We start from the raw sequence: 12,051 nt of genomic DNA, 5'->3' as shown, positions 1-12,051 counted from the left end.
TGAGATAAAATATTGACAGATAATAGTAAAAATTGTTGCGACTGAGAAGAACTGGATGCGCCTAGAGAAGTGCCCTGCAGCGGTTAAATAAAAGAAAAGACACCTAGGTGCATTTTTAGAGAGCTAGTGTGGCAGGTTTAGACCAGCCTCGAGAAGTCAATCTTTAAGCCCCCCTGGGGGCATCGCCTCTTATGTCCCCCCTTCGTCATAAGTCAACAAGTCACCATCGTCCTCCCAGATTCCCAGATTCTCCCAGTCAGAGCAACAACAGCGGATGAATCGCAACGCTCTTGCTTCTATCTCAGAGTCAGATGATTGGACAGAACGCAGTAAAAGAGTCTTCCGTCAATCACCTTGCAACAGATAATAAAATGCTATAAATTGCCACCTAGGCATATATACCAATTTTAGGTGAGAGTAAGATGGCCGACAGCAGGAGACTCGTAAAGGTATTTCTGGCATCCCCAGGAGACCTCACGGAAGAACGAAAAGCAGCGAAAACAGTGGTTACCGACTTCAATGATTTGTGGGCAGAGGAATTTGGCTACCAAGTTGAGCTTGTCGGCTGGGAAGATACAGTTGCTGTTTTTGGTCGTCCTCAGGAAATGATAAATCGCGATCTGGACCGCTGCGAGTTGTTTGTGGGACTGATGTGGAGACGGTGGGGAACACCTCCTGATAATGTGGGAAAACACACCTCCGGCTTCGAAGAAGAATACTCGAGGTCTGTTCAGCGTCGGCTGACTGAAGGTCGCCCCGAGATAAGTCTGTTTTTCAAAGAGATCGACCCAGAGCTCCTGCGTGATCCAGGCGCAGATCTCAAAAAAGTTCTCGCCTTTAAAGAACAACTTATTTCTGAAAAGAGGATCTACTTCGAGAATTTTAACGACTGTCGTGACTTTGAAAAGAAGCTAATGCGTTGTTTATCCTCGTTCGTCAAACACCTACGCATAGAGGAACAGGCAACATTGCCTGAAGAAACTCAGGTCTCATCAAACGAGGGCGAACAACAGCAGAATAGACCTGCAAGTAATGCAGTTGAAACACCTCTCTCTCTAGAGGGAGCTGACTTCTTGCGGCATTTTGTTGCGAAAACTGAGGGACGTACAGGGGAAGCAGTCGAAGCTGTTGACATCGCTCGGTTTCGGTTGTTGACTTCTATAGTCGGTGCGCAGGGTAATGATGAGGTTTTTCTTGGCACACACGATACAAACCTTATTTTTTTTAAGGGCGGTAATTTTAATCTAGGCCGAAGTGAGCTTCACGGACTAATAAGTACAGGGCTTCAAAACTTCCTGCATGAGAATGTTCCTCTATGGCAATGGATCCATGGTGTCAATGGCTTTGATGACATTACACTTTTCCTCCACACCTTGTCTGCCCCAGCTCAGAAGCAAATTAACACTTTCGCCGCACTGCAATTGATATTACAGCCTATCCCTAAAACCGAGAGGTGGATTGCGAATTTGTTCCCATCATCGTGGTTTCATGACAACACACCAGTTCCGGTAAGGCTTGCAGCGCTAAAGTATCTTGCAGCTTGCGGTACACCCTCAGACTTGGACACTATTCGTGGGGAAATTGATAGAAAGGACAACCAGACTCTACCAGCTGCAGCTAATGCGTTTATCTCGATTAGTCTTCGAGAGAGTCGGGAAGGCGCATTTGAGCATCTATATGAACTTCAGCCTGGCAGCGTAGACGACAAACTTCTTGCTGCCCTTTTCAGTAACCCGGCGACTCTTAGCACAGAAGTACTGCTACGCGGCGCATCACATCAATCGCCTGCTGTGCGCCGGAAGGTTATCAGTCTTCTTTGTGAGCGTACCGCTCTGCCAATTAACCTTGCGGAGGAGTTGCTTAGTGATACTGAAGCAACGGTAAGGCACTCAGCATTGAGCTATCTCGTTGATCACGAACGGGTTTATTCCGACGATGAGGCAAAAAATATACTTGTAAAGCCAACTGCCACAGGAATCGCACGCGGGCTTATAGGGTCCGATCCTCATGGAGAAGCTTGCTTCAAGAAGTTCCTGAAGCAACGGCAAAGGGCTTTGAAGTATAAAGAGTTGGAAGCAGCCGCAGCCAAGGATTCGATTGTCGATAATGACGCCTATTTCATTTTGGTGCAACGAAGTTTTAAGCGTTTGGGAGACTCATTGCGAAGCTCAATCGATAATAATTTTGAGACTGAAGTTTCCGCATGGCTTTCGCAGTTTGCTGGGCATCCTAACTATGAGAAAGCGAAGGAACTTGAGGGATTTATTCGAAAAACGCTCATGCGGAAGGCATTGGATGTAATTCGTGAGAGAGGCGATCACTGTGATCTGGAACGAATTCGACGACTATTGAAAAATGGCTCAATCGAATACAGTGTTGAGGATATCCAATATCTTGGAAAACACGGGGAATGGGAAGACATCAAACTGGTCATAGACATGTTGACACGTCAGATTGGCGAGAGGACGCTGTTAACAATATCTGCCATTGACCAGACAAAAGCAAAATATGCAGCACAAGCGATCTATGCTCTGGGGCGTCAGAGGGTAGTCGACTTGTTGGGCATAGAAAAGCCGAAGGAACTATTGGTTCTAGTCCTCAAAGAGATCCATGACAAAGTTTTTGCACAGCTAAGTGACTCATACATCGAGAGTCTGCTGCGCTCGGAGGACGAGAGTGTTCGCAAGACAACCGCGCTAAAGGCAATCAAGTCTTTACCCAAAAAGCGCTTAGAAAAGCTGTTCCGCCAATACCTGGCGGGTGCTTCCCCGCTACATTACAACGTTATCCATTGGCTTGACTTTGGAATCTCTGTCCCCAGAGAACGCGCAGTCAGCGGAGCGCAGAGGGTCCTGACCGGCGAGTGGAACCACTAAACACAACTGTATATGGGCAGGTGGCTCTAAACGGCTGCTGGCTTTTTGGCTACCGCAGAGTGCAAGGGAGAAAGCATATTCTCCTTGCCGCTCATACTTTCGATGGAGATGCAGACGACGCAGTGCGTACAACATTTGCATCCTCGATCGGAAAGAGTCCATGGCCCTCTGGGGACCTTGGGGGGTGATGGTGGTGAATAGTTGACTTCTGGTCTATAAGGGGGAGATCCCGTCGTCATGCCCCACTTCCTCCCGAGCGCAGAGACAGACGGCCTGAGTAGAGAGCGTGAAGAGGGGGACGGATCCGAATCCGTAATTAGAATGGCAACGCCACCCTTCACTTGCTTCATTGGCATCGTAATCTCCCCTAAAAACAGAAGATGACGAAGGCCAAAAGCCCTTATGTCTAAGTCGTAAAAAGGCTTTCGTTCTCACCTTAGGTGAATGGCACCACCCCTAAGGCATCAGGCACAGCTTGTATTCCGAATAACTCCTTGATTTCAACTGCAAAATCGCTCGGATGTTTCACAGCTTTATAATATCTAAACCTTGGGCAATTGGGACGGGTCTGATGCATGTCCTTTAAGGCACCGTACAATCCGACCAAGGACGTGCCAGGGTTATCTTTTATTCTAGATCCAAATACAATGCCTCGTAAGCTTGCCATCCTAGACTTCTGGGTTCCAGGTCCCTTAATAGTTATTAGCCTCTGCTCTTTTTCGTACTCCCATTCAGGAGATTTTATAGTCAACAAGTCAAAAAAAGCCTTTTCAAAACCAACACTTAAAACATCGATATTCCTATTCTTATTGTATTTAACTTTATGAAATGAATATTGTTTCCATCCGACTACAGGCCTTTCTTCAGATTCATAAATAAGACATATCCCCTTATGCGAGTCTGCGTAATGTGACCACATCAACAGGTTAGAGTTGCTTTCACTAAAGCAAACAACACCAAGTCCATGGATTACTTGGTTTTTTTTCTTATTCCAAGCTTCTAATAGGGTTTCTCGTCGCTTCGAAGTAGGACATTCAGTTAGCATTCTGATTTCAGCAAGAAGAGCGTTATTCTCAGTCAAATACAAATGCCACTGTTCCGCAAAGTAAAAACGATCTTTTATGGGAGTGTCATCTGAGGCGTAGTCGGTAATCCTTGCATCAATAAGCCGCAGCTTCCCTGCTACAAATTTTAGTCGTTTAGCCAAAAGTTGAATATATAGCTCATATTTTTCGTCAAAATTATCTTCAGGACCGAGGCTAACAGCTGTCAAATCGCAATCAAATGGGTCATTGAAATAGAGTGGATTTTGAAAGTAGAGCTTTCTGTCTCTTAAGTACTTTATGATGTTATCACTTAATCGACTGTACCTGTATAATTCCATTTTTAACGTTTTCCTTCCATAATTTATCAACCAGCAGCTTCAGGTGATCTTGCTGCCCTCCCCTGATCAGCAATGATGCACTGGCAGCGCCTGATCCAAAGAAGGAAATTGCGCTGTAGGCGAACATAAGGCAGGTCTTGAGCATTAGAGGATGAGCAGTTCGCTTAGTTCGTCACGTTGAGTATCGTACACCCAATGCCCCTCAATGGCGTTGAGGTTAATCCAAGAAATCGCAGGGCCGCCGAGTATGTCATGGCTGGTTCCTCTCTCTGGATAGGGTACAGGAGTGTGTCCGAAGATTTGCCGACCAGCTGCAGGACTTGGTTGGGCCTGTTCACCAAACGCATCAAACCAGAAAATCCCACCATACTCATCAGTTCCGCCACGACATACGTGGATTTTGAACAATGGCCCATACCCATGGCGCAATTCATCTGGATCATTGTGAGGGAGCTTGATCCTGAGTTCTTTTTTGAATTCCGAATTGAGCCAAGCCGCAACTGCAGTTTGGTCGGATATCGCCACCTCCTTCGTGAGAATGCGCTCCACTTTTGGTGAGATGCCCGCATGAGTACACAGCCAGCCATCGACGGAATAGGCGGCGAGGAATTGATCCCGAGCTTCGTCGAACTGTTTCCGAAATGCAATTTCCCCGAAATCACCATAACACTTCCATGGACGCTCTGGAAGATAAGCTAGGTCGTGATTGCCCCACAACAGAATAGAATCGGATTGGAGCAGGAGGTTGAGGCATTCTGCCTCCTTTTCAAAAGATGGTGGGCGGCCTTTGCTGTCAACAAGGTCCCCAAGGCAGATATGCAACTCGGTGGGCCGAAAACTGAGGAAAGCTTTGGCTACAGCGGGGTCACCATGTATGTCAGTCGCGATAATTGCCATATCTTTTGAAGCTTTGCACCAACTTTAACACGTGGATTTATAAACTCATATTTAGTTTACAGCCTCCCACCTTACAGAAGTAGGCTGGCGTCAAGCTGCGAGGCATTTCATCTTTGCACGACGTCGCATGGATGTGTTATTATGCGCAGGAGCCGGTTTATGGTCGAGAAACCTCGGATCTGCAGGGGGCAATAAGAGGTCGAAGGGTCTAAGTGGGGCCTGTAACCCACTTAAGACGAGACGCCATAAGCTGGCTTCTTTCATTTTTTAAAATCAGACGTTGCCTCACCCCAGTTTAAAAGGGTCTCCTTGCTGGAGTGATCCTTTTACTCTCCCCGCCAAGAGTTAGCCGCACAACACCTGTGTTCGTCACTCCCTAGTATCAGCAACCAAAGGTGTGCTTCTTAGCTTGAGCAAGAACAGCAACTGCTGTGCGATCTGGAGGCAATTCTGGTTTAAAAGCTTTGCTGCTTCAGCCTCAATATCACTTTTCCCGCCTGGAGCAGTCCAGTAGGCAACATGGTGGTCGATCATGGCTGATAACTGCTCGGTTGTAAAATACTGCTGCTCCAGGCAGCTACCACAACATGAAGGTTTCATTGTTGGCTCCTGAAAGGGATGTCCAGTCTATGCCGCTATGGCTGACATTTTTATACTTAATTGTCACATCGCAGCGACAATAACATGTAATCCTAATTTTTTGAAGACTATAGTCCGAAGACTAATTAGAGTTTTATAGGTACCGTGCCTTCCCGGGAGGGCAGCACGTGAGACCTGAAGAGGCGTTTGGTAGAGTGTTGTGCGAACTTCGCGGGAAAAAGGGTCTTTCTCAGGAGAAGCTGGCCTTGGAGGCGAACCTGGATAGGACCTTTATATCCCTGCTAGAGCGGGGTTTGAGGCAACCATCCTTAAAGACCATTTTGGAACTCTCGAAGGTTCTTGGAGTTAAAGCTGCCTATTTAATTGAGTTAGCAGAAGCTGAGATGACAAAAGAAGCATGAATTCCGTAGCCTGGCTCCGAATCAATTCCCTCTTGCACCCGTCAAAAAAGATATATCAAGGCCTCGAATTAGTGAGTGGCGTGAACGCCTCGTAAACACTCGTTGAGTTGCTTCAGCGTGACCAGCTCGATGTCGCTTTTAAGCGACAGCAGGGTCTTTGGCTCAGATGAAGCCAGTGCCTTCATTGCGTAAAGAAGAATTGTCCAGTGGTGGGAAAAGAAGATCGAGCGGTCAAAGAGGCAAGAAAACAGAGCCGACATCTTTCGAAGTTGTCCTGCAAAAGCGGCGAAATGGACGAGACGCCGGCTGTGGTAGGCAATAAAACCTACTTACATGCTACGCATTTCTTTCTTCTGACGACAAATCGCCCTTCCATGCGCTCTTCGAATTCATTGGCAATGATGGGGGTCCGAACGCCAGATGCTGCAAGTTTTTCCTGGTAGGATAGACCCGCACCATGAGTGGCTTTTTTTGCTCTTGTAACGTACCGTTCGCGGTTGTTCGTAATTTTGGCTTTCATCTCAGGTCACCTTCAAGAATTCTCGTATCGTTTTCTGTGGAATGGCATCCACGCAATAGTCTTTGATTCGAGATTCTTGTTTTGTGGTGCGCTTTTTAGCGACGGACTTCTGGTTTTCATCCACCTCTAGCGTGTAATGGTTTCCGTTAGCCCGCTTCTTCCATATAAGTTTACCATCTTCCACGCTGTGCTGCCAGTCTAGCTCATTTCCGTCGACTTCAGCAAGTGCGTTGGAAATGTCCAAAACAGCCTCATAGCGCCTGTCCGGATTGGTATCGAGACACTTCTTTACGATTCTCCTGAGCTTCTCAGGAATGTGCGGCAGGAAGTGGTTCCGGTCCGGGAACCTGCCGTTTCTCAAGTCATAGCGGAACGCATCTCTATCGAAGTTCGGCGGCTCACCATATCGCTCAAGCTGCGCATAGTAGTTTTCATTGCCATTGCACATACGATAAAGCGTCAATCCGATTTGGTAGATATCACAAGCAGTTGTGAAGTGGTCATTGTCCAGGGCTTCAGGCGGCCGAATGCTGAAATAAAAAACGTCCTGTCCTGCAACGCCCACTAAGTTAGCCTGCTTTGCAATCCCAAAGTCTGAAAGAACAGCTTCGTTCGTGTTGGAAATAAGCACATTTGCAGGTTTTATATCGAAATGAATGAGTTTTTTGGAATGGACATTGTGCACGCCTGAAAGAAACTGACAGGCATAGACTAGGATTTCGCGGACTGTCAGAAAACGGGCGTTCAAGAGTGAGTTAAGCGACCCATTCTGGTAGTACGGCATGGCGATGTACACGGAGTCGACATCCTCACACGCATAGTGGACCGGCACTACATTCGGATGTGCACTCATGTACAGGATTCTGGACTCTCGGAAGTATTCGTTTGGGTCACGTAGCTTGGCCTTTTCCATCTTCTTAACGACCAACTCGGCGTCGAGATTATGGTCATGGGCTAGGTACACGGTAGAGTTGTAACCGTCTTCACCAATTTCCCGAATAATGTCAAAAGTGACTTCCGCCTTGTTGTACGGTTTAATCATTTGCCGCTCCTATTGCACATAGAAGCGCCTCTCTTTCATGTGCAGAAAGGTCTCCCCACCCTTCAACTTCATACTCCAGTTCGCCGCTAATGTACTTTTTGAAATCTGCACGCTGGATTCCAAGCCGCGCCGAAATTGAAGAAATCTGGCCGACGTAATACCCTTCTACACTACTGCTTGCAAAAGCTTCCTGAATGACGCCTTCAATCTGTATTCTGGGGACATTAAACTGCTGTGCATTTGGCTCGGTTACCCTGATGCCGGCACGCTGAATGTCGTACTCACGCAAAACATCCAAAAGGTTGCTGCGGACGAATTTCAAAGCGGTCGGGATTTCCATTGCGGCAGGAATCTTAATCTTCTCGTTGTTCACGATGGCTCGTTCTTCAGAGTCATAGACTGCAAAAACGACCTCGCTCGGGGTGCACCGAATACCAAGTGTTTGCATGGCTTCCTTCCCGGCAGACTTGTGTGCTCATTGTGGAGTTAGGTGCCTCTTATGCCACATTGTTAGTCTCAAATCCAGTTTTTTAACCTTTCATCGGCCTATTCAATGCCCATATAGGCTAGATAATTTACAAGAGAATGCCAAAATCCGTTAAACAAGGCTCTTCTATCGACATTAAACCACTGGTATTATAGAGGTTCTTTGTGGACAGTTATTTTCTGCGAGAGAAGGTGTCTGCTCAAATGTGGGTAAAACCCATAAATGGATCACACGGGATACAAGAGAATCCAAAACAATTGAAAATCCAGATCAAAAACGGCTCCGACACGGAGGCTGGCAGCGACCATTTGACTAATCAAGATAGCAAAGGCGAATCTCGACTTTGGCCCGTAAGTTGGTTTCGCTTTCCAACCGAGAAATGGATTTTTTTTCTGCTTGTCCAGGAGCGAGGTCTAGTTTATAAATGGAGCCAAATGTGCACAGATTAAATATCACCTCTAGGAAGATAATCGGTTCACGCGCGCGCGTGAACCGGTCAATAGGTAGTTATGTCACCGTATAGCAATGAGACAAATCTGTAATATGCATAAGGATGCACCCAAAAAAGGCCATATGAAGTATTGGGCTTAATAATCGTTCCACAGGAGGATGCCTTGCCCCTTTCCCCCGCAGAATTAGCAGTTTTTGGAACTCTTGGTGGTGCGCTGGTCGGCGGCTTATCTACTGCTGCCGTTGCACTAATAAACAAACGTACCGAAGAGAAAAGCATTTCCGTGAGCTAGTTGTTAGGACTGCCGCTGAACACTGGCGGAATGTTTCCCAAATCTCAAGTGCAGCTAGAATGCCACCACTAACTGACTACATTGTTCACACTGCTAAGATGTGTGACTTAATTCTTAACAATAAATTAGATACAACAAACATTCAAGGCAAACTAGAAGAAATTGACAAAGTGATGATTGTTCTCGAAAAACATGCTGACAAAGTTACTCATAGAAAAGCGACATAACCAGCGCTAGAGACGGGTGACGCCGCTGGTCAGCCTTGAGACGTTGAACCACGAAACCACCTGGGAGGATTTATTTGTGAGAGAAGACGAAATGGAAAGAATTGTTGAAAATTTCGACACCGATCGTGAGTTTCGTATATCTCAGGCGTTCCTAGGTGGTGGTATTGACCCTCTTGGAAGACTTCGTCGGGCTGCGCTCGATCAACTGTGCGGAGACAGGGCAGCAATAAGCCGCTACGGTATATGAAGGCAAAACTAAAAACCAAGAGTCAAAAGGAGATTTTTATCGTGATCAAAAAAACTATTGCTGTAGCGTTACTGCTTTTCAGTATACCATTGGTTTCTAGTGCAGCGTCACAGCCTACATCTGTGAATTGTTCATCAATAAAAGACTCCAAAAAACGTCTTGCTTGCTACGATTCAGCTACAAAACAAAGTGCCGCTGAAGTAAATAAAGCAGCCATTGAACCTGAGAAATCGGTCGTTGTTACGAAAAAAGCACCTATTGTACAGGAGAAAGTTCAGCCCATCGTTGATGGCCAAGTAAAAGCAGACAGAGTAATTTCAGTTGAGGCTGGTTTAGTCTACAAGTCAGGTGATGTTAAACCTGTAGCCAGGACTGAGTTTTATTTGCTAGATGAAAGTCTTATTGAAATATTCAAAAAAGAAAACATAATATCAACGTTGAGTGTGGATGACCCTAATGACCCAACGTCAATTTTATTCGAATTTTCAGCAGTACATAATGGCTATGATGAGCTACAGGATGAGAATAGGGGTGTAAAAGAAATGAAATATAATTATAGAAAGGCAATACAAGCCATTGCACCACATATTGTTTATAAGGGAACGACTAGTTTTTCTGGAACACTAAAGTTCGAAAATATTAAGCCTGGCGCTTATTATCTAATGGGTGTTTGCAAAACAGCGGGAAAGGGGACAGGGGCTTTGTGGAATTATAAGGTTGATACACAGAACAGTGAGACCATTATTATACTTGACCAGAACAATGCCGCCTTTGTTAATTAACCCCAATGTAGTGGGCGCGCGGCTCCAATTGTCAAAAGATTCTCTGCACACTGCATGAATGTTCAACCAAGCGCAGCAGCGGTGAACCCGCTGTGCTCTCAGCCGTTAGCCAATTAGGAAAATGTATGAAAATCGAAGCGCTGATGAATGATTTTGCAACAAGAAGTTTTAGAGATATAGCTGATCAAGACTATATTGCTGCACGCCTTTCATATCGCTATGGCCTATACTCGCAATTTCATTGGCAATCGCTACAGGCAATTGAGAAGTATCTTAAAGCTATCCTGCTATACAACAGGATAAAAGCGAGTGATATTAACCACAATCTTGAGTGTGCACTTAAGCATACCAAAAAACTTCCGTTTAGAATTCGTCGCAGCAAATCCACAGACGAATTTATTAATCACATTTCCAACTTCGGTCGATTCAGATACCTTGAATCATCGTATTTCATTCATGGGCCTAAGATTGTAGAGCTCGATAAAGCAATATGGGAGATTAGACGTTACTGCACAGTAGTTAACTATGACATCAAACAAGATGGTGAAATTAAAAACATGCTTCAGCTAGAGATACAAAAAATAAAGGAAAGCGAGAAACACCCACCACATACTTTCAGAATATCTGGGGGGCTTCTAGAAAAAATAGTTGAAAATAAAAACAATTCATCAAGAAGTGCATTGATCTGGCAAAATGCCTTTTTTGGTAAGGTCACACGTAAACAGGTCAGTGTACCTACTGCATTCCAGGCCGTGAATTCTCCATTGTATCTACATCCTGAAATTCTTGAAGAAATATTAAAATTTGTTTTTCTGCCAAAAGAGGTTGCTGATGCATATCGTGAAGTGGCAAAGAAAAAATCAGATGCCTAACATTCGGCGACACAACCAGCCGGTAACGCGGCGGGTACGCGGGTGCGCCTCACCCCTTACGGTATATCGCTGGTCCTACAACAAAGTATCCTGGATGTCTTCAACTCTTGTAGACGCCACTCCTGCCGCGTTGTCCCCGCCCCCCAAGATTTTGGTTCCTCTAGTAGATTAAACAAGGATTTTTGCTTTTTCTAGCGGTCAAAACCTCTCCCCTACAGTGACCATAACCACGTGATTTTCCGTGATCCGATTTGGATGGTTTTATGGGTTTTACCCAAATGCGCGGAATGGGAGTCGCTACATCCTTCACTTACCCTTTATCAGCCTTATAACGTCCTCTATCACATGAGTATGTCGCGAGGAGTATAGCAACTCAAGTGAAAAGCCCGTGATTGAAATAAAAGTATATTTTGAACCGGGTTTTCGACATGTCCCCTGTCGTACCCCGACCCCTTGTAATCCGAGAGTTCAGCCCGCGCCCCTTTGGGAAGCTCCGCGTCCGGCTTGAAACGGTCGGAACGCTTCAGGACCGACTTGAGCCGCTCCCTCGTCATGCGCTCAACAACCCAGGCCGGGGTCTTGCGCGTTGCGTCGTGCGAAAGCAGGAATCCCTTGCGACAGAGCAGATCCCCCGAGGTTCCAGGAACGCCGAAAACGGTGTACTCCCGGCAGTCTTCGAGGGGACCTGCGAGGACGGAAGCAGCAGTGAAAAATACCAGCAACAGGGAGTGAAGACATAGACGACGCATGAAACCACCAGGGAAAGGGTGTGCCGGCCCAAGCCGGGTGCTGAGAGGCGCGCAGTGTAGCAGGAGTAGCATGAGCGGTGCAACATTATCTGGTCGGTGTGGATCAGCCTCCAAAAAAAACGAGGGAGGTTTACATAGATGAAAAATGCACTATCATAGGATCTTTGGTTGGTGATTTCTAATACTATGACACGAGGTGATCGTGACTATGCACCAGGGATTTG

11 protein-coding genes are annotated in these 12,051 nt (G+C 46.1%); 5 read left to right on the top strand and 6 right to left on the bottom strand.

Annotated elements, in window-relative coordinates; translation table 11 throughout:
- Positions 1-422: 422 nt before the first annotated feature.
- A complete protein-coding gene (locus tag GEOBRER4_RS09690) occupies positions 423-2,876 on the top strand; it encodes a DUF4062 domain-containing protein (RefSeq protein WP_185245227.1) in 2,454 nt (817 codons plus the stop codon).
- A gap of 436 nt (positions 2,877-3,312) precedes the next feature.
- Here GEOBRER4_RS09690 and GEOBRER4_RS09685 read toward each other — a convergent pair whose 3' ends face one another.
- The 3 genes from GEOBRER4_RS09685 to GEOBRER4_RS09675 form a co-directional block, all read right to left on the bottom strand.
- Positions 3,313-4,260, bottom strand: coding sequence for a DUF2971 domain-containing protein (locus tag GEOBRER4_RS09685; RefSeq protein ID WP_185245226.1), 948 nt, complete (start codon positions 4,258-4,260; stop codon positions 3,313-3,315).
- Positions 4,261-4,404: 144 nt separating this feature from the next.
- The gene (locus GEOBRER4_RS09680) at positions 4,405-5,157 is read right to left on the bottom strand and encodes a metallophosphoesterase (protein ID WP_185245225.1); all 753 of its coding nucleotides are present in this window, start codon (positions 5,155-5,157) and stop codon (positions 4,405-4,407) included.
- A 369-nt stretch (positions 5,158-5,526) separates the two neighbouring features.
- Complete coding sequence (locus GEOBRER4_RS09675; protein ID WP_185245224.1) at positions 5,527-5,757, bottom strand: hypothetical protein; 231 nt, start codon at positions 5,755-5,757, stop codon at positions 5,527-5,529.
- A 167-nt stretch (positions 5,758-5,924) separates the two neighbouring features.
- On the opposite strand from GEOBRER4_RS09675, the gene GEOBRER4_RS09670 reads away from it, so the two are divergent.
- A complete protein-coding gene (locus GEOBRER4_RS09670; protein WP_185245223.1) occupies positions 5,925-6,158 on the top strand; it encodes a helix-turn-helix domain-containing protein in 234 nt (77 codons plus the stop codon).
- 521 nt (positions 6,159-6,679) lie between these two features.
- On the opposite strand, the gene GEOBRER4_RS09665 is transcribed toward GEOBRER4_RS09670, so the two are convergent.
- Positions 6,680-7,720, bottom strand: a complete 1,041-nt coding sequence (locus GEOBRER4_RS09665; RefSeq protein ID WP_185245222.1) for a serine/threonine-protein kinase — start codon at positions 7,718-7,720, stop codon at positions 6,680-6,682.
- Positions 7,713-8,093, bottom strand: coding sequence for a hypothetical protein (locus GEOBRER4_RS09660; RefSeq protein ID WP_197971404.1), 381 nt, complete (start codon positions 8,091-8,093; stop codon positions 7,713-7,715). The genes GEOBRER4_RS09665 and GEOBRER4_RS09660 overlap by 8 nt, the downstream gene beginning before the upstream one ends.
- A gap of 1,160 nt (positions 8,094-9,253) precedes the next feature.
- Here GEOBRER4_RS09660 and GEOBRER4_RS09655 point away from each other — a divergent pair.
- The 3 genes from GEOBRER4_RS09655 (at position 9,254) to GEOBRER4_RS09645 (ending at position 11,078) form a co-directional block, all read left to right on the top strand.
- Positions 9,254-9,424, top strand: a complete 171-nt coding sequence (locus GEOBRER4_RS09655) for a hypothetical protein (RefSeq protein WP_185245220.1) — start codon at positions 9,254-9,256, stop codon at positions 9,422-9,424.
- Positions 9,425-9,465: 41 nt separating this feature from the next.
- Positions 9,466-10,206: a hypothetical protein gene (locus GEOBRER4_RS09650; protein ID WP_185245219.1), complete on the top strand. Its 741-nt coding sequence runs from the start codon at positions 9,466-9,468 to the stop codon at positions 10,204-10,206.
- Between the two features lie 125 nt (positions 10,207-10,331).
- Positions 10,332-11,078 (top strand): HEPN domain-containing protein, encoded by a 747-nt coding sequence (locus GEOBRER4_RS09645; protein ID WP_185245218.1) that lies wholly within the window; start codon positions 10,332-10,334, stop codon positions 11,076-11,078.
- A 341-nt stretch (positions 11,079-11,419) separates the two neighbouring features.
- Here GEOBRER4_RS09645 and GEOBRER4_RS09640 read toward each other — a convergent pair whose 3' ends face one another.
- The gene (locus GEOBRER4_RS09640) at positions 11,420-11,827 is read right to left on the bottom strand and encodes a DNA/RNA non-specific endonuclease (protein ID WP_226377932.1); all 408 of its coding nucleotides are present in this window, start codon (positions 11,825-11,827) and stop codon (positions 11,420-11,422) included.
- Between the last annotated feature and the right edge of the window lie 224 nt (positions 11,828-12,051).

Origin of the sequence: Citrifermentans bremense, from assembly GCF_014218275.1 — a bacterium.
In the GTDB taxonomy this organism is placed as follows: domain Bacteria; phylum Desulfobacterota; class Desulfuromonadia; order Geobacterales; family Geobacteraceae; genus Geomonas; species Geomonas pelophila.
This window is presented reverse-complemented; position numbering and strand designations above follow the sequence as displayed.

Excerpts from the sequence above, each read along its gene's own strand:
- GEOBRER4_RS09640 (WP_226377932.1), bottom strand. The coding sequence starts at position 11,827 with ATGCGTCGTCTATGTCTTCACTCCCTGTTGCTGGTATTTTTCACTGCT.
- GEOBRER4_RS09675 (WP_185245224.1), bottom strand. The coding sequence starts at position 5,757 with ATGAAACCTTCATGTTGTGGTAGCTGCCTGGAGCAGCAGTATTTTACA.
- GEOBRER4_RS09690 (WP_185245227.1), top strand. The coding sequence starts at position 423 with ATGGCCGACAGCAGGAGACTCGTAAAGGTATTTCTGGCATCCCCAGGA.
- GEOBRER4_RS09680 (WP_185245225.1), bottom strand. The coding sequence starts at position 5,157 with ATGGCAATTATCGCGACTGACATACATGGTGACCCCGCTGTAGCCAAA.
- GEOBRER4_RS09645 (WP_185245218.1), top strand. The coding sequence starts at position 10,332 with ATGAAAATCGAAGCGCTGATGAATGATTTTGCAACAAGAAGTTTTAGA.
- GEOBRER4_RS09665 (WP_185245222.1), bottom strand. The coding sequence starts at position 7,720 with ATGATTAAACCGTACAACAAGGCGGAAGTCACTTTTGACATTATTCGG.
- GEOBRER4_RS09685 (WP_185245226.1), bottom strand. The coding sequence starts at position 4,260 with ATGGAATTATACAGGTACAGTCGATTAAGTGATAACATCATAAAGTAC.